The following is a 23466-nucleotide window of genomic DNA, read 5'->3' as shown; positions in this document are numbered from 1 at the left end:
GCATCGATGGAGCCGAATCGGGACGGTGCGGGCCGGGCGGTCGTGCGTGAACCGCATGACCGGATCGACCTGACCGGCATCAGGGCCTTCGGCAGGCACGGGGTATTCGACTCGGAGCGGCGGCAGGGGCAGGAGTTCGTTGTGGACCTGCGGCTGCGCGCCGACCTGGCCGAGGCGCAGCGTAGCGATCGGCTGGAGGACACCCTCGACTACGGCGCGCTGGCCAACAGGGTTGTCGAGATCGTGGGCGGCGAGCCGTGCGACCTGATCGAGGCCCTGGCCGGACGGATCGCCGATGACCTGGCCGACGACCCTCGCCTGTGGGGGGTCGAGGTGACGGTGCACAAGCCGTCGGCCCCGATCCAGGTTCCGTTCGGGGACGTCGCTGTCACGGTCAGCCGGGAGCGCGTCTCGTGAGCAGGACCGTGCTCTCGCTGGGGTCGAACCTCGGAGACCGGTTGGGGTATCTCCAGCTCGCCGTCGACGGGCTACGGGACGCGCTGGTCGCCGTGTCGTCGGTGTACGAGACACGGCCGTGGGGTGTGTCCGATCAGCCGGACTTCCTCAATGCCGTGTGCGTTGTGGATGATCCCGGCCGTGACGAGTGGGACTGGTTGCGCCGCGCCCAGGAGCTCGAGGAGGCCGCCGACCGGGTGCGGGAGCAGCGATGGGGCCCGCGAACCCTGGATGTCGACGTCGTCGTGGTCGGCGAGGTGCGTTCCGAGGACCCCCGCCTGCTGCTGCCACACCCGGGGACCGCCTCCCGCGCAACGGTGCTGGTCCCGTGGCTGGAGATCGAGCAGGCGGCCTGGCTGCCCGGCCGGGGGTCGGTCGCCGGGCTGCTCGCGGAGCTGCCCGCGGAGGAGCGTGCCGGTGTGCGGCTGCGGGATGACCTGCGCCTGGCGTAGGGCGTGCCCGATACGCTGGCCGGGTGCACTTCACTCGGGCGAGAGACCTGGCACTCGCGGGCCTGATCGGGCTCGGCGTGGGATACGTGCTGTTCGACAACGCGTACCGGGCGATGCCGGAGCTACCGACCCTGGCGGGCGTCACGTTGCTGGTCCTCGCGCTGGTCGAGCTCGGGTTCGCCGTCTCAGCACGGGGAAGGATCAGGGAGGGGCGTGTCTACGCCGGACTGCTCATCGCCAGGTTCGTCATCCTGGCCAAGGCGTCCTCACTGCTCGGCGCGCTCATGCTCGGTGGCTGGCTCGGCGCGTTGCTGTACCTGACCCCCAGGTCGAGCACGGTGCACGCGGCGGCCGAGGATGTGCCGAGCGCGGTGGTCGGTGTGATCTGCGCTGCTTGCCTGATCGGGGCCGCGTTGTGGTTGGAGTACAGCTGCCGTTCGCCCGAGCCGGACGACGAGCAGCGGCGTGACCGGTCCACGGAGTAGTGTCGCGCCGTGCGGACGCGGGCCGGGCGGATACCGTTTCACGCACCGTTCGATGACAAGTTCGGCGTGGATACCTCGTAGGAGACGACAACGAAAGTACCGAGTTGGTATCGGTCTCGTCACTAACAGGTAGGCTCACGGCTATGAAGGTTGCATCCGGCGGCCGCGCGGGCACGTTGACGCTCATCGCGAGCGTGGTGCTGGCCGCCGGGGCGATCTGCGTGCTGCTGCTGACGTCGGACGATCGTGCACTTCGCCTGGGGCTGCTCGCCGCGTTGTGGGCCGCGCTGCTCGCCGGCGTGCTCGCGGCGCGTTTCCGCACGCATGCCGCGCAGGCCGAGGTGGCAGCCGAGCAGGCCCAGGAGTCGGTCGAACGGGCGCAGGAGGTCTACGAGCAGGAGCTGGAGCGCGAGGTGACCGCGCGCAAGCAGCACGAGCTCGAGTTCGAGCTCGCCAAGCGCAAGGAGCTCGAGGACGCGTCGCGCGCGGAGCTGGACCGGCTGCGCTCCGAGGTCGAGGCGTTGCAGCAGACGTTACGCCAGTTGCTCGACGGCGAGGTGCTGTACGAGCGGATCGCGCTGACGGCGCAGGCCACCCGGATGCGTGCCGGCGGGGACGAGGTGCGGTACCTCGAGCAGGGTGGCATGGGCGCGTACGACGAGCTCGGGCTCGAGGCGCTGGCGAACAACATGGACGGTGCTCGCCACGGTGCGGCGTACCGTGACGGTGCGGGCGCGGACAGCGACCCCGATGGCGCTCGGCAGCGAAACCCGGCACCCGCGGGTGCCGGTTACCCGAACGGGGGGCGTCGGGGGCAGCCTCAGGAGGCGTCCACCGAGACTTTCGCGCGGGTGATCGAGTACGGCGACGCCGCGCACGGCGGCTCCTCGAACGGCGCGGCAGGTGACTTCCCCGGTGCCCCGTACAACGGCCATGAGGCCTCCTACAACGGGCACAGGGCACGGGACGGGGGCGCTGCGGCGGCCGCCGCGCACAGCAACAGCCACAGCGCCGCCGAGCCGCAGGACCTCGCCCCGCGACGGGGCAGCCACCACGCGCATCCAGAGGAGCCGCCTGCCACGAGCGGCGCTTCCGGCGGAGGTGCCTCCTCGTGGTTCACGCCTCCCCCCGGTCACGGACCGACCCACGCACGGGGCCAGCCGCCGGGCCAGTCACGGGGCCAGCCACCGGGCCACACACCGGGCCAGCCGAACGGATACCCGGATTCCGGTCCGACAGTGCGTTCGCCCGGTCGTCACGCACCGGGCCACGGCGCGCACGCCGCCGGGCACGAGCCACGGACCTGGCAGCAGTGGGGCGCCGACGACGGCGACCCCCCGAGGCACGGGCGCAACGGCGCGCACGGTGCGCACAGCGCGGTTCCTGCCGGTCAGCATGACCGGCAGGGCCACGAGCGGCACTCCCGGCACGAGCGTCCTCCCGAGGACGGCAGGCGCTCCCGGCACGACCAGGTCGCAGGTGACGGCCGGGCGGGCGATGAACGGCGGGCAGGGGACGGCCAGCGAGGGCGCGGTGCGCACGAGGCCGAGGAGCCGGATGACGCCGGATCGCACGCGGAGGGCCGGCCGGTCGGCGAGCTGCTGGCCTCCTACGGCGGCGGCGTCGAACCCCGTAGGCGTAGACGCAGGGAATGACCGCGGGCCCGGTACGACCTGCGTGCCCGTCACGTGAAGCTGGTCACCTAGAGTAGGCGCGCACGTCGGCGTGTCAGCTACTCTCGCGCTAATCGTCCGGTACCCGGAACGGCTCCGAACCAGTTGCGCGGGAGAGCCTGCTGTGGAGCGGGACTGGAACGAGCGAAGGAGCTATGTACATGAACCGGCCCGCACGGCTCTCGGTCGGCATCGTCTCGGCCGGCAGGGTAGGAAGCGTGCTCGGCGCGACACTCGCCGCCGCAGGTCACACCGTCATCGCCGCGTCAGCCGTGTCGGACGCGTCGGTTCGCCGCTGTGAGGAGCTCCTGCCGGGAGCGGAGATCGCGCGCCCGGACGAGGTCGCGCGGCGCAGCGATCTCGTGTTGCTTGCCATCCCCGATGACGTGCTGCCCGGAACGGTACGGGGACTGGTCGCCGCCGGGGCGCTGCGTTCCGGTCAGATCGTCGTACACACCTCGGGTGCGCACGGTGTGGATGTGCTCGACCCGGCCGCCGAGGCCGGCGCGCTGTGTCTCGCCCTGCACCCCGCGATGACGTTCACCGGCCGATCGGAAGACGTGCAGCGGCTGGCGTCCTGCTGCATCGGTGTCACAGCGGCGGCGGACGACGAGGCCGCGTGGCCGGTCGGCGAGGCGCTCGCCGTGGAGATGGGGGCCGAGCCGGTACGTCTCCCCGAGGCCGCGCGACCGCTCTACCACGCCGCGCTGACGCACGGCGCCAACCACCTCATCACGCTCATCGCCGACTGTCTCGACCAGCTTCGTGGTGCCGGGGTCACCCAGCCCGAACGACTGGTGGGGCCGTTGCTGTCCGCATCTCTGGACAACGTGCTCCGGCACGGGGACCGGGCACTGACCGGTCCCGTTGCCAGGGGCGACTCCGGCACGGTGCGCGCGCACCTCGATGTGCTGTCCCAGCACGCCCCCGAGATCGTCGACAGCTACACGACGCTCGCACACCGGACGGCGGTGCGGGCCCGCGAGACCGGGCTGCTCGCCGAGGACGCCGCCGCCGACATCGACACAGCATTAGGGGGCAAGCAATGACCGTGAGCCAGGCCCGGTTCACCCGGGACCAGCTGAACGTGCTGGCGCGCGCGGAGGACGTGACCCGCACGAGTAACGCCCTGCGGCGGGTCGGGAGCAAGATCGCTTTCGTCCCGACGATGGGCGCGTTGCACGAGGGACATCTGGAGATCGTGCGCAGGGCGAAGCGGATCCCCAACACCGTTGTCGCCGCCTCGATCTTCGTCAACCCGCTGCAGTTCGGCCCCGGCGAGGACTACGAGGCCTACCCCAGGTCGCGTGAGGCCGACCTGGAGGCACTGGAGCGAGCCGGGGTGGAGCTGGTGTTCACCCCGGATGTGAGCGAGCTCTACGACAGCGACGCCGCGGTGACCGTGCACCCGGGACCCCTCGGTGACGAGTTGGAAGGCGCGCACCGGCCGGGGCATTTCGCCGGGGTGCTGACCGTGGTCGCGAAGCTGTTCAACATCGTGCGCCCGCACTACGCGCTGTTCGGGGAGAAGGACTACCAGCAACTTGTGCTGCTCAAGCGGATGGCGCGCGACCTCAACATGGAGCCGTCGGTGATCGGTGTCCCCACGGTGCGCGAACGTGACGGGCTCGCGCTGTCGTCACGCAACCGCTACCTCACCGACGAGCAGCGGGAGCAGGCCGTCGTGCTGTCAGCGGCCCTCACCGCAGGAGCGCACGCGGGCCAACAGGGCCCGGAAGCGGTGTACGAGGCGGCCCGCGAGACGCTGGCCGCGCAACCCGAGGTGGCCGTGGACTACCTCGCACTGCGGGACCCCGAGCTGGGGCCCGCGCCGGACGAGGGAGAGGCACGGCTGCTGATCGCCGCCCGGGTGGGTGGCACCCGGCTGATCGACAACGCAGGACTCGTAATCGGTGACCCGATCTGACGCCCCAGGCACCCGTATCCAGGAGTTCCCACCATGTACCGCACCATGCTGAAGTCCAAGATCCACCGTGCGACCGTCACGCAGGCCGACCTGCACTACGTCGGTTCCGTCACCGTGGACGAGACACTGATGCGCGCGGCCGACCTGCTGCCCGGCGAGCAGGTCACGATCGTGGACATCACCAACGGAGCGCGCCTGGAGACCTACGTCATCCCCGGCGAGGCCGACAGCGGGGTCCTCGGGATCAACGGCGCGGCCGCTCACCTGGTCCACCCTGGCGACCTGGTCATCCTGATCTCCTACGGGCAGATGGACGACGCCGAAGCGGTCGCCTACCAGCCGAGGGTGCTGTTCGTCGACGGCGACAACCGCATCGAGCACACCGGTGGTGACCCCGGGCACGCGCCGGAGGGGTCCGGCCTGGTCAGCGGGTCCACACCGATCACGCGGCCGGGCGCCGCGGTGTACGCGCACAGCTAGGCATGGCCCGGTAACCATGCTGCTTACCGTGGATGTCGGTAACACCAACATCGTCATAGGCCTGTACAGCGGCAGGGGAGCATCCGCGGAGCTGGTCAGTGACTGGCGTATGCGTACCGACACCCGGCTGACCGCGGACGAGCTCGCGCTGTCCGTGCGGGGCATGCTCGCGGAGGAGGCCGACACGGTGACCGGCATCTGTGCGCTGTCCACGGTGCCTCCGGTACTGCGGGAGCTGCGGGTGATGTTCGCGCGGTACTACGAGCTGGTACCAACAGTGATCATCGAGCCGGGTGTGCGGACCGGGTTGCCGTTGCGCGTCGACAACCCCAAGGAGGTCGGCCCCGACCGGATCGCCAACGCGGTCGCGGCGCACGAGCTGTACGGCGGGCCGTGCGTCGTCGTGGACTTCGGGACCTCTACGGTCGTCGACGCCGTTTCCGGGCGGGGTGAGTTCCTGGGAGGCGCGTTCGCGCCGGGTGTGGAGATCTCACTCGATGCCCTTGCTTCCCGGGCGTCGGCACTGCGCGCGGTGGAGTTGGTGTCGCCGCGTTCGGTCATCGGCAAGACCACGGTGGAGTGCTTGCAGTCGGGGATCCTGTACGGGTTCGCCGGGCAGGTGGACGGACTGGTGCGCCGTTTCCAGCAAGAGTTGTGCGCGGATACGCAGTTCCACGCGGACGACATCGGGGTGATCGCCACCGGCGGGCTCGCCCCCCTGATGATCGGTGAGTGCGGCACGGTCACCGAGCACCGGCCGGATCTGACGATGGCGGGGCTGCGGCTGACCTACGAGCGCAACGTGCGGTGAATACCGTTCAGGAATCGTGTAAGAGTGTGTCCTGACCGGCAGCGTCACGTGCCGCCGATCAGTATCGACAGGTAACACCGCTTCCTGGCCACGACGAGGATCAATCGCGAACCGGTAAGCTCGCCCCTGCCCGGCCGGCCTGTGCCGCTTTACCGGATACCGGTCACGGCAGAGATCGAGGAATGCGTCCGGTATCGGCACTCGAGTTCCCCGACGGGCGCCGCACCGGCGGATTGATGCGAATAGATCCCGCATTGTTCACGTATCGCGATATTCTTGCCGGGGTGCCGGTGCGGGATCGGTTGTCGCCCGCAGCGGCTCTCCGACGTGTCGCCGGCCGCCTTCGACGGCCCGGCTCCGTGTCGTAGATTCCGCACGGGTGAGCTCCCCTGCCTGCTCGTGAATAGCCGGACGCGTTCTGGGGCCGGGTGGTCGTGTGCGGTGGCGCAGGCGGTATCCGACCCGCGCGTTCCGCTTTCTTTCCGGCTCGTATGATCTGTTGGCCGGGCGGGCCGGAGGATATTCACAATCCGGCGAGCCACCGGAACGACCTCACGGCGTGGCATGCGTGGTGTGGTTCGTGGCCCGGGCGTCACGGTGGCCGTCGGCGGACAATCCGTCGGCGTCACGTTCGGGGCCGGGATACGGCACGCAGTGAATGTATCGGTATTGAACGGGCCTACCCGAGAGCTATTCACGAGCCGGCGAACGGGGCCTCCCGGAGGGACGTTCGTGGTCGGCTTCCGCGGGTGGCCGGTGACGTGTGGTGAGCCGATTGCGGTGAATGGCCCGACATGTGAATGCGGAGGCGGGTCGTGGATCCGGGGGTTGAAACCTCGTGACAGGAAACGGAGCAGGGTGCGGGCGAATGGCGAAGCGAAGTTGTCGGACCCGCTGTCGGTTTGCGTTTAGCATGGAATTAGAGTATTAATGTGTTGCCGTGCTGTTGCCACTGCCGTTGGTGAGGTCGCACGTGCATACACGAAGGTTCTGATCATTCCTAGGCTGGAGGGAACGAATGGCCCAGAAGGTGCTCGTGTCACTCATCGATGATTTGGATGGTGGCGAGGCTGAAGAGACCGTCGAGTTCGGTTTGGACGGTGTAACCTACCAGATCGACTTGTCGGGTGAGAATGCCGAGGAGCTGCGCGACGCCCTGGCGCAATACATCGAGCATGCCCGGCGTTCTGGTGGCCGGAAGAAGGCGGGAACAAAGAGCAGCGGTAGCTCGAACCGTTCCGCGTCGGTGGATAGGGAACAGAACCAGGCGATTCGGGCATGGGCGAGGAAGAACGGATATACCGTCTCGGACCGCGGGCGCATTCCCAGCGAGGTCGTGGACGCGTACCACAAGCGGAAGTGACACTTCCCCCTCCCGGGAGTGCCGGAGGGCTATTCGCAACTCGCCGGGCGCAGGCCGCGGGTGTGCGGATCGTGAACGGCCGGCACAACTGCCGGGTCGCGCCCGGCGACGTGCGAACAGCCCTCCGGAACCGGCGAGCTACAGCGGGGGGATGACACGGGGACAGGTCCGGCAGGGACCTTTGCCCTCGTTGAGCATGTAGTGAAAGCAGCACGACTCCTTGCGGCGTGTCCAACAGGGATCGCCGTGCTCGTCGGTGGCCGGATGCAGGGTCGACGCCGAGGTGAACGGGGCGGAACAGTCTCGGAGCAGCAACCCGGCGTCCGTTACCCCGGCCCCTTCGTCACCGTTCTGCTTGCCCGCTCGCCACATGCCGACGTCGAGCGCGTCGGTGACAGCTCCCCAGAGGTTACGGGCGCCGAATCGCACGGTTGGCTGGTAGGCGCGCACGAACCGCGCGGCGTGCGCCGTGTAGCGGGCGCGCAGCAGCTGGACGAGCCGGTCCTCGGAGTCGACGACGAATGCCTCGCTCGCGCCCGCGGCCGGGTCGTCCGGCAGGCAGGCGAAGGCCGGGTTCGCCACGGCGATCTCGGCCGGTTCCGGCTTACCGCGCGCCGCGATCCGGAATGACAGGTCCTCCGGCCGGAGCGAGGGAACGCGGCGCTCGTGATGGAACAGCAGCGTGGCGAGGTACGCGGGCACCTGGAGGTACCAGGAGCGCACGCCCGCGGCCACCGTCTGGTGCGGGGCCTCGCCGTACTCGGCACGTAGCCACTCCGCCGCGACCGCACGCCACGTGGCCAGCCCGTCCGGATGGGCGAGCAGGTCGGCACAGTGCTGCCATTCCCGCTGCCCTCGGCGGCCCGGCGACGGCGTGTCCAGCGTGATGTGCACGAGCTCTTGACGCTGGTTGACTCGGGAGATCGACTCCGGAAGGTCCCGTGCGGCACGACTGACCGGCAACGGTGCAGGCATGACCACCTCCACTGCCCTTCCGGCGTCCATTCGAGTGCTTAGGTGTGCCTAACTTTAACGTGCTGGAGTCGGGTCGTGGGGATGTCATTCGTCACGTCGGGTTAAGCGCTCCGCTTGATGGCTGATACTGCCGGTGCGACTCACCCGGCCGGAGGGCCGTTCGCGCTGAGCGGACACGGGGTCGGTACGGGAACCCTCGCGACGGTCACGCGCGTTGTGCCGAGTGTGACCAGCGGATCTGGTGACTCCACCCGGATGTCATCGTGCGGGTGCGCTGCCGGCGGCGACGTGGTGGACTGACGTAATGACCCGGGGAAAGCCGTTAGCGGGCTTCCCGGGTGGAAAGCCTCGTAGTGGTTACCCAACCGGCAGGGGATGGCTACTACAGTGGTCTTACGGTGCTGAATAAGTCGCGCTGGGCAGCCCGCCGAGCACGATGACATCATCACCGCCGACGCAGCAGTCGAGGGAGTGGGAATGTTCGAGAGGTTCACCGACCGCGCGAGGCGGGTGGTTGTCCTGGCCCAGGAAGAAGCCAGGATGCTCAACCACAACTACATCGGCACCGAGCACATCCTTCTGGGTCTGATCCACGAGGGTGAAGGTGTCGCTGCCAAGGCGCTCGAGTCCTTGGGGATCGCGCTCGAGGGTGTACGCCAGCAGGTCGAAGAGATCATCGGGCAGGGTCAGCAGGCGCCGAGCGGGCACATCCCGTTCACACCGCGTGCCAAGAAGGTACTGGAGCTGTCCCTGCGCGAGGCGTTGCAGCTCGGCCACAACTACATCGGCACCGAGCACATCCTGCTCGGGCTGATCCGCGAGGGCGAGGGTGTCGCCGCGCAGGTACTGGTGAAGCTGGGCGCCGACCTCAACCGGGTCCGCCAGCAGGTGTTGCAGCTACTGTCCGGCTACCAGGGCAAGGAGCCCGCCGAGGCGGGTGCCGGCCGTGGTGAGGGGACGCCGTCCTCCTCGCTGGTGCTCGACCAGTTCGGCCGCAACCTGACCCAGTCCGCCCGGGAAGGCAAGCTGGACCCGGTCATCGGCCGCAACAGCGAGATCGAGCGGGTCATGCAGGTGCTGTCCCGCCGGACCAAGAACAACCCGGTGCTGGTCGGTGAGGCCGGTGTCGGCAAGACGGCCGTCGTCGAGGGCCTCGCCCAGTCGATCGTCAAGGGCGAGGTGCCGGAGACGCTCAAGGAGAAGCAGCTCTACACCCTCGACCTTGGTTCGCTCGTCGCGGGCTCGCGCTACCGCGGTGACTTCGAAGAGCGCCTGAAGAAGGTGCTCAAGGAGATCAAGACTCGCGGGGACATCATCCTGTTCATCGACGAGCTGCACACCCTTGTCGGCGCCGGTGCGGCGGAGGGCGCGATCGACGCGGCGAGCATCCTCAAGCCGATGCTGGCGCGCGGTGAGCTGCAGACGATCGGCGCGACCACGCTCGAGGAGTACAAGAAGCACGTCGAGAAGGACGCCGCGCTGGAGCGCCGCTTCCAGCCCATCCAGGTCGGTGAGCCCTCGCTGGAGCACACCATCGAGATCCTGAAGGGGCTGCGGGACCGGTACGAGGCCCACCACAGGGTGTCGATCACCGACTCCGCGCTGGTCGCGGCCTCGACGCTGGCGGATCGCTACATCAACGACCGGTACCTGCCGGACAAGGCGATCGACCTGATCGACGAGGCGGGTGCGCGGATGCGTATCCGCAGGATGACCGCTCCGCCGGACCTGCGCGAGTTCGACGAGAAGATCGCCGATGTGCGCAGGGACAAGGAGTCGGCGATCGACGCGCAGGACTTCGAGCGCGCCGCGTCCCTGCGGGACGAGGAGAAGACGCTGCTCGGCCAGAAGTCCGAGCGGGAGAAGCAGTGGAAGGACGGTGACCTGGACGTCGTCACCGAGGTCGACGACGAGCAGATCGCCGAGGTGCTCGCGCACTGGACCGGGATCCCGGTCTTCAAGCTCACCGAGGAGGAGACCACGCGCCTGCTCCGCATGGAGGAGGAGCTGCACAAGCGGATCATCGGCCAGGACGACGCGGTCGCGGCGGTGTCCCAGGCGATCCGGCGTACTCGCGCCGGGCTGAAGGACCCGAAGCGCCCCTCGGGCTCGTTCATCTTCGCCGGACCTTCGGGTGTCGGGAAGACGGAGCTTTCCAAGGCGCTGGCCAACTTCCTGTTCGGCGAGGACGACGCGCTCATCCAGATCGACATGGGCGAGTTCCACGACCGCTACACCGCGTCGCGGCTGTTCGGTGCTCCCCCCGGCTACGTCGGTTACGAGGAGGGCGGTCAGCTCACCGAGAAGGTGCGCCGCAAGCCGTTCTCCGTGGTGCTCTTCGACGAGATCGAGAAGGCGCACCAGGAGATCTACAACACGCTGCTGCAGGTGCTCGAGGACGGCAGGCTCACCGACGGCCAGGGCCGCACCGTCGATTTCAAGAACACCGTGCTCATCTTCACGTCGAACCTGGGTACCCAGGACATCTCCAAGTCGGTGAGCCTGGGCTTCTCCTCCGGTGGGGACGAGGAAACCCGGTACGACAAGATGAAGCAGAAGGTCAACGAGGAAATGAAGAAGCATTTCCGGCCGGAGTTCCTCAACCGTATCGACGACGTGATCGTGTTCCACCAGCTCACGCGGGAACAGATCATCGAGATGGTCGACCTGATGACCGAGCGGGTCGAGACGCAGTTGAAGAAGAAGGACATGGCGCTGGAGCTGACCGAGCGAGCCAAGAAGGTCGTCGCCAAGCGCGGGTTCGATCCGGTACTCGGTGCGCGGCCGTTGCGGCGCACGATCCAGCACGAGATCGAGGACCAGCTCTCCGAGAAGATTCTGTTCGGGGAGATCGAGTCCGGCCAGATCATCGTGGTGGATGTGGAGAACTTCGACGAGGAGACCGAGCGGCACGAGGACGCCTACTTCGTCTTCCGCGGGGAGTCGAGGCCGGCTGACGTGCCGGACGCCCCGCCGGTGGACGTCGCGGCCACCGGTGGCGAAGGTGGCAGCGAGAGCAGCGGCGAGTCGGAGTCGTAAACCGCCACGACCAGTAGTTCACGGGGCCGGTCCTTATCCACAAGGACCGGCCCCGTTGCTGTGCGTGGGGTGTCGGATCGGCTACGCTCCGGAGTCATCCGTGGACGCACGCGTCCTGGCGTGAGATGGGGTGGGGAAGCGATGAGCCTGTTCGCAAGCGAACTCCGGCGTGCCAGGGAAGGCTTCGGCTGGAGCAGGGAGAAGCTCGCCGAGGAGATCAATTTCTCGACGTCGCTGATCGAGAAGGTCGAGTGCGGGAACAAGGCGCCGAGCCAGGCCTTCGCGGAGGGTGCCGACCGCGCGCTGGCCACCGACGGGCTGCTCGGCAGGATCAGGGATCACCTGCTCACCCAGGCGGGCCTGCCCGAGTGGTTCCGGTCCTGGTACGACATCGAGCAAGAGGCGTCAGCCATCTGGTGGTACGAGCTACTTCTCGTCCCGGGCCTGTTGCAAGCAGAGGGCTATGCGCATGAGTTGCTCAACGGCGACGAAAGCAAGCTCGCTGCGCGTATGGAGCGCCAGCAGATCCTCACCCGCGCGGCGCCGTCGCCGCCGGAGCTGGTGGTACTGCTGGACGAGCGCGCGTTGCGCTATCCGATGACCGATCCCCAGGGGATGCGCGCGCAGTTGGAGCGCATCGAGGCTATAGCCGAATCCTTCGTGGTGCAGGTGGTGCCGATCGACTGCGGAACCCACCTGCATCTGGACGGGTCGTTCGGCATGGCGGTGCTCGACGGTCGGGAGTATGTCTACGTCGACACCCCGGCCCGTGGTTTCGTGCTGGACAGCCCGGATGTAATCTCGGCCATGAAACGTCGATGGGACCTGATACGCGCCGAGGCCCTGCCGAGAAGGCAGTCGGCTGAACTGATACGGGAAGTGGCGGAGCAATGGACGAGTTGAGGTGGCGCAAGTCGTCACGGTCGAACTCGAACGGGGGCGCTTGCGTCGAGGTGGCGGCACAGCACGAGCGGGTGCTGGTCCGCGACACCAAGGAACGCGACGGCGGCATCGTGACCGTGCCGTTGTCCGCGTGGCGCGCCTTCACCGGCCGGCTGCGCGGGGAGTAGCCTCGCCACCGGCCTGCCCGCGCAGGTGGCTGTCGATCGCGTCCAGTGCCTCGAGGGCGCTGGTGGCTATCGATACACCACGCTCTCCGGGGATCCGGGGCTCGCGGGGGTTGATGCGGATCAGCGCGCCGGAGGTGGCGGTGGTCGCCTCGGCGTAACGGCGCACTGTCGGTACCGCGGAGCCCGCGCCGAGCTCCACAACGACCAGTGCCCGGCGTTCGCGCTGCCAGGCGCGCAGCTCGTTCAGCTGCTCCTGGCTGCGGTCCCCGATCCAGTCGCCGTCGCCGAACATCAGGATGTTGGGGCGAGCCGTCGAGCCACACCGCGGGCACTCCGGCAGCGGCGGCCGTGCGCGCATCGTGTCCGGATCCACCGTGACGGCGTGGTCGTCGCTCGGCCACGTCTTCCCGGAACAGCCTGCGAGGCACTGCAGGTGGTGGATCGATCCATGCGCCTCGCAGACGTCGCTGAAGCCCGCGCGCTGGAACTGCCCGTCGACGTTCGAGGTGAACACCCGCACGCCACCGGTCGTGCGCTCACCCCACTCGCGCAGCAGAGTGAACCCACGGTGCGGCTCGGTGCGGCGGTACAGCTCCAGCCGGTGCCCGTAGAAGCCCCACGCGAACTCGGGGTCGGTGTGGAAGTGCTCGGGATCGGCTAGGTCGGTGAACTCGAGGCCGAGCCGGGCATAGGGCGGGTAGGCCCGCCAGAACCCCTCGTTGCCCCGGAAGTCGGGCAGCCCCGAGTCCACACCCATGCCCGCGCCCGCACAGACGAGGAGCCCGTCGGCTCCCGCGATCATCTCCGCGGCGCGGGAGTACTCGTTCGCCATCGGCGTTCAGGAAGCGTCCGCGTCGCCCGCCGAACCGGCTCCTCCCGCGTCGGTGGGCTCGCTGCGCAGCACCACGTCGAACTCCAGAAGGCTCGCGCCCGTGGCGACAGGCTCGCGGGCCTCACCGGCGTGGGCTTCCTTCGCGGGACCGTTCGCCCAGTTCTGGAAGTCCTCCTCGGTCTCCCACTTGGTGTAGACGAAGTACCGTTGCTCGTTGCCGGTGGGGCGCAGCAGCTCGAAGCCGAGGAAGCCGGGAGCGGAGTCGACGGTCTGGGCGCGCTCGGCGAACCGGCGTTCCAGCTCGGCACCGGAGCCTTCGGGGACCTCGATTGCGTTGATCTTTACGACAGCCATGTGACCAGTGTGCCGCCCTGCCTGTTGGCCGGGGAACGGGGATGGCCGGTTCGGCGTCCGCGGCGCGCCCTAAACTGCTCGCGTGGCTGCACGAACCGATCTGGTCGAGTTCGGCGGTACCGGGTCGCCCATCCTGCTGCTGCACGGCCTGATGGGCCGCGCGCGCACCTGGTGGCAGGTCGCGCAGTGGTTGCTGCCCCATGGCCGCGTGCTGGGCCTGGACGCGCGGGCACACGGCAGGAGCCCGCGAGCCGGGCCGTGTTCGACAGAGGACTTCGCCGACGATGTGGATGAGCTACTGCGCGAGGTGGACGCCGGACCGGCGGTCGTGGTCGGTCACTCGATGGGTGGGCTGCACGCGCTGGTGACGGCGGCGCGGTCCCCGGAGCTGGTGCGCGCGGTCGTCGTCGAGGACATGGCGATCGACCAGCGGGGCAGGACGGTGGACGCCTGGCGGCCGGTGTTCGAGTCCTGGCCGGTGCCGTTCGAGTCGCTCGCGCACGTGCGGTCGTTCTTCGCGCCTTACGGGAACTACTTCACCGAGTGCGTGGAAGAGCGTTCGGACGGCTACCACCTGATCGCCGAGCTGTCCGACCTCTACGCGATCGCCGCCGAGTGGGGCGAACGCGAGTACTGGGGATATGCCGACAAAGTTCACTGCCCGGTGCTGGTCGTCGAGGCGGAGCGCACGGCGATGCCGGAGGGTCAGCAGGCGGAGCTCGCGCGCCGCGTGCCGGGCGGCGGCACGCATGTCCGGGTGCCGGGCACGGGGCACCTGGTGCACGAGGACGCGCCGGAGGCCTACCGCGCGGCAGTCGAACCGTTCGTGCGCCGTGCCCTCAGCGGGAGCGCGGGGCAGGCGTGACGGGGGACTGCCGGTGCCCGGAGCACTCGGAGTGACTACCGCACAGTAGTTGCGTAGACTTCGGCCCCAAGGCCTGCCCACCGCAGGTACTCAGGTGACGCCCCAGACCCCGGCGCTTGTTCCGATAGGCATGTGCAGGGAGTCGTGGTTCGATGGCGCGCACCGCGGCCGTAACCGTGCGAGCCGGACAGCCGGCGCCGGGCCGCCTACCCCCGCTGCATGACGTAGTGACACGCGCCAGAGGCCCGCGTCTCGGCAAGATCGACCCAAGGGTGTTCTGGTTCGTCGAGGTGTCGCGTGAAGCATACAATGGAAGCCAGCCAGGCAGGTTCGGGTATGTCGCCCCAACCCAGATATCTCGCTCCGGATTTGTCGTCGGCGGGTACCGCACACTACCGGAACGGATCCCATGACGGTGGATAGGGCGCGGCTCGCCGATACTCTCCTGGAGATCGTTGCCGAAGTGTCCGACCCGTCCGCGCTTCCCGGTCAGCTGTGCGCCGCGTGCCTCCGGGCTCTGCCGATCGACGGAGTGGGGGTGTCGCTGATGAGCGGCCGTCAGGCAGGGGGCAGGGTCCTGCTCGGGGCGAGTGGCGCGATCGGGCACCGGATGGAAGACCTCCAGTTCGAGCTGGGTGAAGGTCCATCCATATCGGCTGTTGAAGACGGCCAGCCGGTGCTCGTCCCGGACGTCCTCGCGGAGGACGCACGCTCGCGATGGCCGATGTTCGTCCAATCGGTGGAAACCACCGACGTGCGGGCACTGTTCACCTTCCCGTTGCAGCTGGGGGCGATCAGCTTCGGTGCACTGGGGTGCTACCGGTCCCGGGCAGGTCCACTGGATGAAGTCGTCAACGCCCTCGTCGTCGCCGAAGCGGTGACGCTGGCGCTGTTGCAAGCCCAGGCGAAGGAGGTCGACGGCAACGGTCACCGGTCCTGGCTGACCGAGGCGGTCGTCGACTATCACCCGCACGTGCACCAGGCTGTCGGCATGGTTTCCGCGCAGCTGGAGGCTTCCGTCGAGGAGGCGTTCGTGCGGCTGCGTGGCCATGCCTTCCGGTACGGCAGGTCGCTGGAGGATGTCGGAGCCGACGTGGTCGCGCGCCGGCTGCGCTTCACCGGAGATGAGCTGATGCCCGAATGAACACCGAATACGCGTTGAAACAGCGCCAAGGAGAGACATCATGCTAGGTCAGCCGCTCGAACGGGATCAGGCGCTGCTGCTGACGTTCGCCGATCTGGCGCACGCGATGGTCGCCGACTACGACGTCATCGACCTGGCGCACCGCCTCGCCGCGTACTGCGTGGAGCTGCTGCCGGTCGCTGCGGCCGGCTTGCTGCTCACCGACGAGCGCGGCACGCTGCGGTTGCTGGCTTCGTCCAACGAGCAAGCCCGGCTCGTGGAGCTGGTCCAGCTCGAAGCAGACCAGTCGGGGCCGTGCCTGGAGTCGTTCCGCACCGGCGCGCCGGTCACCGTCGCCGATGTCTCCACCTGCGAGCACAAGTGGCCGGAGTTCGTCACCGAAGCACGTAAGCAGGGATTCCACGGTGTATACGCGGTTCCCATGCGGTTGCGGGAGCATCGCGTCGGCGCGCTGAACATGTTCTCCTCCGCCCCGGGCGAACTTTCCGCCGACGACGAGCGTCTCGCCCAGGCGCTGGCTGATGTCGCCTCGATCGGGATCGTGCAGCAACGAGCGCTGGCCCGCAGCGAGACTGTCGTCGAGCAACTGCAGGGGGCGCTCAACAGCCGGATCACCATCGAGCAGGCCAAGGGTGTGGTGTCCGAACGCGCCGATGTCGAGGTCGATACTGCCTTCGGTTTGCTTCGCGACTACGCCCGTTCGCACAACATGGGACTGCAGCGTCTCGCGGCTACCGTGCTCCACGACCGGGTGCAGGCCGACGAGGTGGCCCGGTTCCAGGCGCGGCACCGGTGAATCAACGGGTCACACCCGTTCGCGCATCCCCCCGTCGACCCACGGCTCAGGTGTCTGCCGGCGCGAGGTGCGGCTATGACCGCTGAGCGGAGTCGGCCCGGGCGCCCATGCGCCAGCGGAGGGCCCGATCGAGCTGCGCGGACGTCAGGCCGGCGCGTCTGGCGAACTGATCGAGGGTCATGCGATGAGTGCGCCAGTACGCCGATACGCGTTGTACCCTCCGTGCCCAGAGCTGCTCATCGACCCACGCCCTGGTACCCCTCTCTACCAGCGCTTCGGCATGCTCGGTCGAGCACGCGTAGGTGACGCGGCGGCCGTCCTGGTCCCGATCATCCGGGTGCAAGTAGCCGGAGTCAGGAACCGTCACCTCGACGTACTCGTCCGCCGTGAGTCGTTTCGCGCAATGCTCGCAGGCCACCATCGAGAGCCGTGCCGTCGTACTGGGGGCCGGTAAGTCGGGGATGATCATGCCATACCTCCGGCGGAATCACGCACGTATTGACATACGGTGGCCGCCGGGGTCCGGAGCGACGCTCCTTGAAGTGACGAGCACAGTTGGCAAGGCCCATCGACAACGCTCATCCATTATAGCCTCGCGAGCCGGCACTGTATACGTGTACCGGGGCTGTCCGATGTGCCTGAACTCGGCGGATCCGCCGGTGCGGTTCGGCCGGGCCGGGAGGCAAGCGCTCGCTCGCCTCCCGGCCGAGTGATCACGCTCGGCCAGGCTCGCGGTCGTGCTCCGCACCCTCAGCGGGAGCGGGGGACCAGCCGGGCCAGGTGGTCCTTCCAGCCCACAGTGGAGCGCTGGTCGGTGACCAGCTTCGGCCACAGGTCCGCGCCGAGCATGCCCAGTTCGTCGGCGTGCGCGCTACCGCAGCAGGACCGGTCCAGCGTGCCGTGCTCGCGGGCGAGGTCCGCGACCGCGTCGCGTGTCGCGGAGTCGAAGATCCCGTGCGGCTGCACGTCCCTGGCACCCCTCGCGCGCAGCAGGCGCTGGGCGGTCCGCACGTCCTCGCCCTGGTCGCCCGGCCGGAGCAGCGGCCACTCGGTCTGGCTACCCACCGGCTTGCCCAGCCGGTCGCCGACCTCCTGCCGTAGCTCGTCGAGGCGGGCGTAGAGGACGTCCCCGGGACACTGCGTGCTGCTGAAGTCGCGGTGCCCCTTGATCAGCTCCGGTGCGATGTCGTACCGGTAAGCGATGTAGGTGACGAGATCGCTCAGCGCGTCCCACAGCGGCTCCGGTACGTCCTCGTCCCGGTAGTCGCCCTCGCATTCGATGCCGACGACCTCGTGGTTGTGCTCGGCGACGTTGGTGCCGTGCACGTGCTGCCTGCCGCGGCGCACGACCTCGAGGCTGCGGTGGCGCCCTTCGGTGAGGTACCCGCCCTTGCTGGCTGTGAACTGCTGGCCGGTGTCGATCCAGCCGCGCCCGTCCATGTGGAAGTTCTGGATGGCGCGGGAGATCTCGAACGCGCTGCCGCGGGAGGTGTCGGTCGAGCTGTTCGGCTTCACGGTGTGGTGCACGACGATGTAGGTGGGCGGGTGGTCGAGCACCGGGACCGGTTCCGCCGGCTCGCGGGCCTCCCAGTGCGTGGTGGTGTACACGGCTGGTTCTCGTGCCGTGGTGCCCGCCGTGCTCGCCGCCGGCACCTGCAGCGCGGTCGCGCCGACCGCCGTCGCGGTGAGACCGCCACGCAGCACCCACCGGCGGGTTCGTCGTGCGCCTGTGCCCATCATTGCTCCCCTGGCAGGGCGAACCTTCCGTCCTCTACCTGTTCGACCAGCCCATCCGCTAGCAGGGAGTCTAGGCACCGATCCCGCTGTCCGTCCTGTGGCCACACCGTGTCGAGGCGAGTTTTCGGAACGGGCTCATCGGTGTCCCGCAGGACGTCGAGCAACAGCCCGCGCACCTGCCTGTCGGTACCGGCGAAGCGCTGCACCGGCTTCGCGGGTCCGTCGTAGGCCGGCCGGCCCGCGCGCTGCCAGGCGCAGTCCGGCAGCAGCGGGCAGTCCTGGCAGCGCGGTGCGCGCGCGGTGCAGACCAGGGCCCCCAGTTCCATCAGGGCTGAGGAGAATCGCGCCGCGCGGCTGTCCGGAGTGGGCAGCAGCGCGTCCACATCGGCGAGGTCGGCCTTGCTTGCCGATGGTCCCGCGTCCGCGGAGCCGTGTACCGCCCGCGCGACGACCCTGCGGACGTTGGTGTCCACAACCGGAACCCGTTTGCCGTAGGCGAACGCGGCGACCGCGCGGGCGGTGTAGGTGCCGATGCCGGGCAGGGCCTCCAGCGTGGGCACGTCCTGCGGGACCACGTCACCGTGCTGCTCGGCGATGGCGGCCGCGGCCTCGTGCAGGCGCAGTGCCCGGCGCGGGTAGCCGAGCTTGCCCCATGCTCGCAGCACCTCGCCCTGGCTCGCGGCGGCGAGCGCCGACGGTACGGGCCAGCGATGCATCCACTCCTGCCAGACCGGCGACACCCGGGCGACCGGTGTCTGCTGCAACATGATCTCGCTGACCAGGACGCCCCATGCCGAGCAGTCGGGTGAGCGCCAGGGTAGGTCGCGCGCGCTGTGGTCGTACCAGTCGAGGAGGGTGTCGGTGTCGATGCTCATGGTAGGAGCGATGGTAGCCGGGCTCCCCTGACAGCCCGCCGGCGCTCCGGCCGGTCGCGGGCGGCGGTCAGCCGACCTCGGTGAGCTTCCCGGAGTGCACGTCGAGGACGAACCCGCGCACCAGGCCGGTGTTCGGGAGGAAGTCGCTGCGGCGGACGCGTTGCACGGAACGGCGGACGCTGCCGTGCACGTCGTCGAAGGCCTCCACGGCCCAGGTGGGGCGCAGCCCGGTGTCGGCCTCGAGCTCGTCCTTGAAGCTGTCCTCGGTGACCGTGTTGAGCCCGCAGCTGGTGTGCTGCACGATGACGACCTCGCGGGTCTGCAGCTTGCGTTGGCTCAGCGCGAGCGAACGGATCGTGTCGTCGGTGACGACGCCGCCCGCGTTACGCAGGATGTGTGCCTCACCCCGGTTCAGCCCGAACAGGTCAGGGACGCTGATACGCGTGTCCATGCACGTCACGATCGCCACGTGCAGTGCGGGCACGGGAGAGGAGTCCGCTGCCGGTTCGGCCTCGGCGCGTGCCTCGCTGCGGGCGATCAGCTCGTCGGTCGCTGTCACCGGAGTTCCTCCACGTTGCTGTTGTCCGGTATGGCTTCGACTACATATTGCAGCCCGTTGCGCGCGTCCCGGCAACCGTTTTAGACCTAGGTCATGTTCACCGGCGCATAACCCGGATCGGGACACGCCCCGCGACGGTGCCGTGCTGTGCGGTCAGGGGCCGAACCAGTGCTGCTCGGTCGTGCGCGGCTGCGCCGACGTCGTGCCGATCTTCAGCTCGGTGTCCAGCGTGATGACCTGGGCCGAGCCCGGCACCGTGCTGGTCTTGCGGGCGGGGTTGAGTAGCAGGCTGCCCGCGGCGTGCCCCTTGTCCTGGACGGGCTGGTGCACCGTGGTCAGCCCGGCTCGTTGCGCGTCGGCGATCCCGTCGAAGCCGGTGATGGTGAGGTCGGCCGGGACACGCAGCCCCCTGCGATGGGCCTCCTCGAGCGCGCCGAGCGCGAGGATGTCCGAGGTGCAGATCAGCGCGGTGACTTCGGGGTTGGCGTCGAGGAGCTCCGCCGCCGCGGTCGCGCCGTCCGAGACGGTGTGGTCGAAGCGTTCGATGACGGGCACCGTGGACCACTCGACACCCACGTTGCTGAACGTGGTGGCCAGTGCGTTGAGGCGGGTGCGCTGGGTGTGGTAGTGCGCCTGGTGCTGCCGCGACAGCGGCGCAGGCCCGTCGTTGCGGTCCTGGGACAGCCGCATGCACAGTACGCCGATCGAGCGGTGTCCGAGCTCGACGACGTGGTTGGCCATCGCGGTCATGGCGGCGGCGTCGTCCGGACCGACGCGGTCGACGCCGTCGATCAGCGGCTGGTCGATGATCACGGTGGGGACGGGGCGTTGCAGGACGCCGGAGAGGTGGGGGTCGTCGTCCGGGACGGAGTACACGACGAAGCCGTCCACCCCGGCCTTGTGCACGGTGGAGACGTCCTCGTTTCCGGGGCCTGCCGGGAGCAGCTGCAGTCCGGTGCCGGAGTCCTCACATGCCAGTGCGATACCTTCGAGAACCCCGAGCGCCACCGGGTCGCGGAAGGCGTAGGACAGGTTCTCGGTGAGCAGCAACCCGATGGCGCCTGCCTTGCGGGTGCGGAGGGAGCGAGCGACCGGGTCGGGCCCCGGGTAACCCAGCTGGCGCGCGGTTTCGAGCACCCGGCGGCGTAGTTCGGGGGAGAGCTGGTCGGGCCGGTTGTACGCGTTGGAGACGGTGGTGCGTGACACGCCGAGCTCGGCGGCGAGCGACGCCAGTGTCGCCTGCCGTCTGGTGCGTATCGGTCGGCTCATGTCTGGAACCGTAACGGTTCAGAAGGCGTTCCAGAAGCCAGACCCGCGTGATTCGTTCCCATAGGGTTATGCACAAGCCGGCAGACGGGGGATGGGTCTCCCGCCTGCCGGCGCCCTCCTACTGGAGGCAGAACTCGTTTCCCTCGGGGTCGGCCATGACCACGCAGTAGCCGATGACCTCGTCGACCTCGCGGAGCCTGGTCGCCCCGAGCGATCTCGCCCGCTCGACAGCGGTGGCGACAGCGGCCTTGCGGTCGTCGAGCGGGTCCGCGTGGTTCGAGACGTTGACGTCCAGGTGCACCCGGTTCTTGGCGCTCTTCGGCTCGGGCACCTTCTGCAGGAACACGCGAGGGCCGTGGCCTTCGGGATCGGTGATGGCATAAGCCCTGTCCCGCTCGTCGGCGGGCAGGCCGACGGAGTCGAGGAACGCGTCCCAGCTGTCGAAGCCCTCCGGGGGCGGTTGCTCCCGGTAGCCGAGAATCTCGGCCCAGAACGCGCCGAGAGCTCTCGGGTCGTTGGCGTCGAAGGTGATCTGCATGCTCATGGGGTGTCTCCTCGTCGTTGCCGGAAGAGGTCCCGGAGCAGCAGGATCTCCGCCCCGTGGTGGATGGCCTCCCGGTTGATGTGCAGTACGAGCTCCAGCATCGGACGCGCGGCCCACTCGCCCTCGGCCTCGCCGGCCGGTGCCGCGAGCGCGGCCCCGTCGAGCCCGCGTACGCCCGCCTGCCATGCGGCGTACGCCTCGTCGAGCTGACGCAGTGCCTCCCGCGCGCTTCCCGCGTAGGTAAAGCTCTGGTAGTCCACGGCGGGGCCACCGAAGTGCGATGCGGCCCGGACCCCGAACACTCCCACGATCACGTGCCCGAGCCGCCAGGCGATCGTGGTCACGGGTGGTGGGTCGGGTTCCGGGAACGCGAAGTCGATGGTGTACTCCCCGCTTCCCCCGGTGATCGGAGCTTGGCTCGTTCCCCGTGGCCGTACGTTCCAGCAGTCCGGGACCGGCTCCCAGAAGTACTCCTCGTCGGTGAGCCCGTCCAGCCGCGGCCGCAGGTGTTCTTTCCAGTGCCAGTCGAGCTGGCGATGCAGCTGGTATGCGGTGTCGGTGTCCATGGTGAGCACGTTAGACGCGATTGCGGACAGTTCCGGTCCGCAATCGGTGCCAGAATGGTGTCGTGCAGACCACGGCTGCCCGGTTGCTCCAGTTGCTGTCGCTCCTGCAGACGAGGCAGGAGTGGTCGGGCGCGGACCTGGCCGCCGAGCTCGGTATCACGCCTCGCACCGTGCGGCGGGACATGAACCGCCTGCGGGAGCTGGGCTACCCGGTGACGGGGCGGACCGGTGAGCACGGCGGGTACCGGCTCGGCCCGGGGGCCAGAATGCCGCCGCTGTTGCTGGACGAGGACGAGGCCGTAGCCGTGGCGGTAGCCCTCGCCTCGTCGCCCGGCGTGGCGGGCTCGGGCGACCGTGACTCGTCGGTACGTGCGCTCGGCAAGTTGGAACAGCTGCTTCCCAGGCGGCTCAGGAGCCGGGTCAGCGCCGTGGCCACCACGACCTCGGCGGTGACCCCGCACGGTGCGACCGTCGGCACCGCGACCATCGCGCTGATCGCGGGGGCGTGTCACCGGTCCGAGGCGCTGCGCTTCAACTACCGCGACGGTGCCGGGGTCGACACCTCCCGGCACGTCGAGCCCTACCGTCTCGTCCTCGCCGGCCGCAGGTGGTACCTGCTCGCCTGGGACGTGGACAGGCAGGACTGGCGGACGTTCCGGGTGGACCGTCTTGCCGAGCCGCGGCCCACGGGGCGGCGGTTCAGCGCGGTCGAGGCTCCGGATGCGGAGGCCTACGTCCACGAGTCGATCTCGATCCACCCGTACCGGTACCGCGTGCGCGTCCGGCTGTACGGCCCGGCCCCGACGCTGGCTGAACGCGTTCCGGCCGAGGCCGTGGTGCTGTCCGCCATCGACACCGAGACCTGTGAGCTGGTCGCGGGAGCGGACTCGCTCGACGTCGCGGCCATGCACATCGCGGTGCTCGGCGTGGACTTCGATATCCATGAGCCCGCCGAGCTGCGCGCCCACGTGTCGGCACTGGCCGAGCGGCTGGCCCGTGCGGGCGCCGGTGCGCCGGGCTGACGGCGTGGCGCGTTCCTCGGCCAACCGCGCCTGCGCCGGTGACCTGGCAAGTATCGCGGTCGCCCGCACAGGCTGTTGCGCCAACTCGGCATCGTCATCCGAATGAGGTACGCTGAATTGACAACCGTTTCCATTAATGCGCGTAGCCGGGTCGTCGGGGCGGTACCGGCAC

Annotated in this window: 26 protein-coding genes; 16 read left to right on the top strand and 10 right to left on the bottom strand. The window is 69.0% G+C overall.

Going from position 1 to position 23466, the window contains the following annotated elements; genetic code table 11:
• The first annotated feature begins 6 nt into the window (after nt 1–6).
• From folB to H0B56_RS20155, 9 genes are all read left to right on the top strand, one after another.
• Complete coding sequence (gene folB / locus H0B56_RS20195; RefSeq protein WP_180894667.1) at nt 7–417, top strand: dihydroneopterin aldolase; 411 nt, start codon at nt 7–9, stop codon at nt 415–417.
• On the top strand, nt 414–908 hold the full coding sequence (folK, locus tag H0B56_RS20190; RefSeq protein ID WP_180894666.1) for a 2-amino-4-hydroxy-6-hydroxymethyldihydropteridine diphosphokinase: 495 nt from the start codon (nt 414–416) through the stop codon (nt 906–908). The genes folB and folK overlap by 4 nt, the downstream gene beginning before the upstream one ends.
• A 23-nt stretch (nt 909–931) precedes the next feature.
• Nucleotides 932–1393 carry a DUF3180 family protein gene (locus tag H0B56_RS20185; RefSeq protein WP_180894665.1) on the top strand — a complete coding sequence of 154 codons (462 nt, stop codon included), beginning with the start codon at nt 932–934 and terminating at the stop codon, nt 1391–1393.
• Between the two features lie 143 nt (nt 1394–1536).
• Complete coding sequence (locus tag H0B56_RS20180; RefSeq protein WP_180894664.1) at nt 1537–3048, top strand: DUF6779 domain-containing protein; 1512 nt, start codon at nt 1537–1539, stop codon at nt 3046–3048.
• Nucleotides 3049–3188: 140 nt separating this feature from the next.
• The gene (locus H0B56_RS20175) at nt 3189–4115 is read left to right on the top strand and encodes a Rossmann-like and DUF2520 domain-containing protein (protein WP_281373707.1); all 927 of its coding nucleotides are present in this window, start codon (nt 3189–3191) and stop codon (nt 4113–4115) included.
• A complete protein-coding gene (panC, locus tag H0B56_RS20170) occupies nt 4112–4993 on the top strand; it encodes a pantoate--beta-alanine ligase (RefSeq protein WP_180894662.1) in 882 nt (293 codons plus the stop codon). The genes H0B56_RS20175 and panC overlap by 4 nt, the downstream gene beginning before the upstream one ends.
• 33 nt (nt 4994–5026) lie before the next feature.
• Nucleotides 5027–5473, top strand: a complete 447-nt coding sequence (gene panD / locus H0B56_RS20165; RefSeq protein ID WP_180894661.1) for an aspartate 1-decarboxylase — start codon at nt 5027–5029, stop codon at nt 5471–5473.
• Between the two features lie 16 nt (nt 5474–5489).
• A complete protein-coding gene (locus H0B56_RS20160; RefSeq protein WP_180894660.1) occupies nt 5490–6284 on the top strand; it encodes a type III pantothenate kinase in 795 nt (264 codons plus the stop codon).
• A gap of 1018 nt (nt 6285–7302) precedes the next feature.
• A complete protein-coding gene (locus H0B56_RS20155) occupies nt 7303–7647 on the top strand; it encodes a histone-like nucleoid-structuring protein Lsr2 (protein WP_180894659.1) in 345 nt (114 codons plus the stop codon).
• Nucleotides 7648–7785: 138 nt separating this feature from the next.
• On the opposite strand, the gene H0B56_RS20150 is transcribed toward H0B56_RS20155, so the two are convergent.
• Entirely contained in the window at nt 7786–8622 is an 837-nt protein-coding gene (locus H0B56_RS20150) for an iron-sulfur protein (protein ID WP_246361352.1), read from the bottom strand.
• Between the two features lie 477 nt (nt 8623–9099).
• Between H0B56_RS20150 and H0B56_RS20145 the strand changes: the two genes are divergently transcribed.
• The 3 genes from H0B56_RS20145 (at nt 9100) to H0B56_RS20135 (ending at nt 12731) form a co-directional block, all read left to right on the top strand.
• A complete protein-coding gene (locus H0B56_RS20145; RefSeq protein WP_180894658.1) occupies nt 9100–11661 on the top strand; it encodes an ATP-dependent Clp protease ATP-binding subunit in 2562 nt (853 codons plus the stop codon).
• A gap of 141 nt (nt 11662–11802) precedes the next feature.
• Nucleotides 11803–12564, top strand: a complete 762-nt coding sequence (locus H0B56_RS20140) for a helix-turn-helix domain-containing protein (RefSeq protein ID WP_180894657.1) — start codon at nt 11803–11805, stop codon at nt 12562–12564.
• Entirely contained in the window at nt 12552–12731 is a 180-nt protein-coding gene (locus tag H0B56_RS20135) for a DUF397 domain-containing protein (RefSeq protein ID WP_089301855.1), read from the top strand. The genes H0B56_RS20140 and H0B56_RS20135 overlap by 13 nt, the downstream gene beginning before the upstream one ends.
• Here the strand turns inward: H0B56_RS20135 and H0B56_RS20130 are convergent.
• Both H0B56_RS20130 and H0B56_RS20125 read right to left on the bottom strand, forming a co-directional pair.
• Nucleotides 12706–13563 carry an SIR2 family NAD-dependent protein deacylase gene (locus H0B56_RS20130; RefSeq protein ID WP_180894656.1) on the bottom strand — a complete coding sequence of 286 codons (858 nt, stop codon included), beginning with the start codon at nt 13561–13563 and terminating at the stop codon, nt 12706–12708. The genes H0B56_RS20135 and H0B56_RS20130 overlap by 26 nt on opposite strands.
• A 6-nt stretch (nt 13564–13569) precedes the next feature.
• Entirely contained in the window at nt 13570–13917 is a 348-nt protein-coding gene (locus tag H0B56_RS20125; RefSeq protein ID WP_180894655.1) for an antibiotic biosynthesis monooxygenase family protein, read from the bottom strand.
• 82 nt (nt 13918–13999) lie between these two features.
• On the opposite strand from H0B56_RS20125, the gene H0B56_RS20120 reads away from it, so the two are divergent.
• From H0B56_RS20120 to H0B56_RS20110, 3 genes are all read left to right on the top strand, one after another.
• Complete coding sequence (locus tag H0B56_RS20120) at nt 14000–14782, top strand: alpha/beta fold hydrolase (protein WP_425484554.1); 783 nt, start codon at nt 14000–14002, stop codon at nt 14780–14782.
• 409 nt (nt 14783–15191) lie between these two features.
• Nucleotides 15192–15926 carry a GAF and ANTAR domain-containing protein gene (locus tag H0B56_RS20115; protein WP_180894654.1) on the top strand — a complete coding sequence of 245 codons (735 nt, stop codon included), beginning with the start codon at nt 15192–15194 and terminating at the stop codon, nt 15924–15926.
• Nucleotides 15927–15966: 40 nt separating this feature from the next.
• Complete coding sequence (locus H0B56_RS20110; RefSeq protein ID WP_180894653.1) at nt 15967–16722, top strand: GAF and ANTAR domain-containing protein; 756 nt, start codon at nt 15967–15969, stop codon at nt 16720–16722.
• A gap of 73 nt (nt 16723–16795) precedes the next feature.
• On the opposite strand, the gene H0B56_RS20105 is transcribed toward H0B56_RS20110, so the two are convergent.
• From H0B56_RS20105 to H0B56_RS20075, 7 genes are all read right to left on the bottom strand, one after another.
• Complete coding sequence (locus H0B56_RS20105) at nt 16796–17191, bottom strand: hypothetical protein (protein WP_180894652.1); 396 nt, start codon at nt 17189–17191, stop codon at nt 16796–16798.
• Between the two features lie 281 nt (nt 17192–17472).
• Nucleotides 17473–18459, bottom strand: a complete 987-nt coding sequence (locus H0B56_RS20100; RefSeq protein ID WP_180894651.1) for an N-acetylmuramoyl-L-alanine amidase — start codon at nt 18457–18459, stop codon at nt 17473–17475.
• Complete coding sequence (locus tag H0B56_RS20095) at nt 18459–19334, bottom strand: HhH-GPD family protein (RefSeq protein ID WP_180894650.1); 876 nt, start codon at nt 19332–19334, stop codon at nt 18459–18461. Before H0B56_RS20095 ends, H0B56_RS20100 begins: the two co-directional genes overlap by 1 nt.
• A gap of 67 nt (nt 19335–19401) precedes the next feature.
• Nucleotides 19402–19893, bottom strand: coding sequence for a carbonic anhydrase (locus H0B56_RS20090; protein WP_180894649.1), 492 nt, complete (start codon nt 19891–19893; stop codon nt 19402–19404).
• Between the two features lie 153 nt (nt 19894–20046).
• Nucleotides 20047–21162, bottom strand: coding sequence for a LacI family DNA-binding transcriptional regulator (locus H0B56_RS20085; protein WP_180894648.1), 1116 nt, complete (start codon nt 21160–21162; stop codon nt 20047–20049).
• 118 nt (nt 21163–21280) lie between these two features.
• On the bottom strand, nt 21281–21706 hold the full coding sequence (locus H0B56_RS20080; protein ID WP_180894647.1) for a VOC family protein: 426 nt from the start codon (nt 21704–21706) through the stop codon (nt 21281–21283).
• Nucleotides 21703–22272, bottom strand: a complete 570-nt coding sequence (locus H0B56_RS20075; RefSeq protein ID WP_180894646.1) for a DinB family protein — start codon at nt 22270–22272, stop codon at nt 21703–21705. Before H0B56_RS20075 ends, H0B56_RS20080 begins: the two co-directional genes overlap by 4 nt.
• 62 nt (nt 22273–22334) lie before the next feature.
• Here H0B56_RS20075 and H0B56_RS20070 point away from each other — a divergent pair, with 62 nt between their 5' ends.
• A complete protein-coding gene (locus H0B56_RS20070) occupies nt 22335–23294 on the top strand; it encodes a WYL domain-containing protein (RefSeq protein WP_180894645.1) in 960 nt (319 codons plus the stop codon).
• Nucleotides 23295–23466 lie beyond the last annotated feature (172 nt).

The sequence above is a fragment of the Haloechinothrix aidingensis genome, assembly GCF_013450155.1.
Taxonomy (GTDB): domain Bacteria; phylum Actinomycetota; class Actinomycetes; order Mycobacteriales; family Pseudonocardiaceae; genus Haloechinothrix; species Haloechinothrix aidingensis.
The sequence above is the reverse complement of the archived record's forward strand: the minus strand, read 5'-3'. Positions and strand labels throughout refer to the sequence as shown.

What these genes read in the sequence shown, in the direction of transcription:
- H0B56_RS20080 (WP_180894647.1), bottom strand. Translation starts at nt 21,706, where the DNA reads ATGAGCATGCAGATCACCTTCGACGCCAACGACCCGAGAGCTCTCGGC.
- H0B56_RS20100 (WP_180894651.1), bottom strand. Translation starts at nt 18,459, where the DNA reads ATGGGCACAGGCGCACGACGAACCCGCCGGTGGGTGCTGCGTGGCGGT.
- H0B56_RS20155 (WP_180894659.1), top strand. Translation starts at nt 7,303, where the DNA reads ATGGCCCAGAAGGTGCTCGTGTCACTCATCGATGATTTGGATGGTGGC.
- H0B56_RS20180 (WP_180894664.1), top strand. Translation starts at nt 1,537, where the DNA reads ATGAAGGTTGCATCCGGCGGCCGCGCGGGCACGTTGACGCTCATCGCG.
- H0B56_RS20105 (WP_180894652.1), bottom strand. Translation starts at nt 17,191, where the DNA reads ATGATCATCCCCGACTTACCGGCCCCCAGTACGACGGCACGGCTCTCG.
- panD (WP_180894661.1), top strand. Translation starts at nt 5,027, where the DNA reads ATGTACCGCACCATGCTGAAGTCCAAGATCCACCGTGCGACCGTCACG.
- H0B56_RS20135 (WP_089301855.1), top strand. Translation starts at nt 12,552, where the DNA reads ATGGACGAGTTGAGGTGGCGCAAGTCGTCACGGTCGAACTCGAACGGG.
- H0B56_RS20150 (WP_246361352.1), bottom strand. Translation starts at nt 8,622, where the DNA reads ATGCCTGCACCGTTGCCGGTCAGTCGTGCCGCACGGGACCTTCCGGAG.
- H0B56_RS20130 (WP_180894656.1), bottom strand. Translation starts at nt 13,563, where the DNA reads ATGGCGAACGAGTACTCCCGCGCCGCGGAGATGATCGCGGGAGCCGAC.
- H0B56_RS20140 (WP_180894657.1), top strand. Translation starts at nt 11,803, where the DNA reads ATGAGCCTGTTCGCAAGCGAACTCCGGCGTGCCAGGGAAGGCTTCGGC.
- H0B56_RS20160 (WP_180894660.1), top strand. Translation starts at nt 5,490, where the DNA reads ATGCTGCTTACCGTGGATGTCGGTAACACCAACATCGTCATAGGCCTG.
- H0B56_RS20110 (WP_180894653.1), top strand. Translation starts at nt 15,967, where the DNA reads ATGCTAGGTCAGCCGCTCGAACGGGATCAGGCGCTGCTGCTGACGTTC.
- panC (WP_180894662.1), top strand. Translation starts at nt 4,112, where the DNA reads ATGACCGTGAGCCAGGCCCGGTTCACCCGGGACCAGCTGAACGTGCTG.
- H0B56_RS20085 (WP_180894648.1), bottom strand. Translation starts at nt 21,162, where the DNA reads ATGAGCCGACCGATACGCACCAGACGGCAGGCGACACTGGCGTCGCTC.
- H0B56_RS20095 (WP_180894650.1), bottom strand. Translation starts at nt 19,334, where the DNA reads ATGAGCATCGACACCGACACCCTCCTCGACTGGTACGACCACAGCGCG.
- H0B56_RS20075 (WP_180894646.1), bottom strand. Translation starts at nt 22,272, where the DNA reads ATGGACACCGACACCGCATACCAGCTGCATCGCCAGCTCGACTGGCAC.
- H0B56_RS20125 (WP_180894655.1), bottom strand. Translation starts at nt 13,917, where the DNA reads ATGGCTGTCGTAAAGATCAACGCAATCGAGGTCCCCGAAGGCTCCGGT.
- H0B56_RS20115 (WP_180894654.1), top strand. Translation starts at nt 15,192, where the DNA reads ATGACGGTGGATAGGGCGCGGCTCGCCGATACTCTCCTGGAGATCGTT.
- H0B56_RS20145 (WP_180894658.1), top strand. Translation starts at nt 9,100, where the DNA reads ATGTTCGAGAGGTTCACCGACCGCGCGAGGCGGGTGGTTGTCCTGGCC.
- folB (WP_180894667.1), top strand. Translation starts at nt 7, where the DNA reads ATGGAGCCGAATCGGGACGGTGCGGGCCGGGCGGTCGTGCGTGAACCG.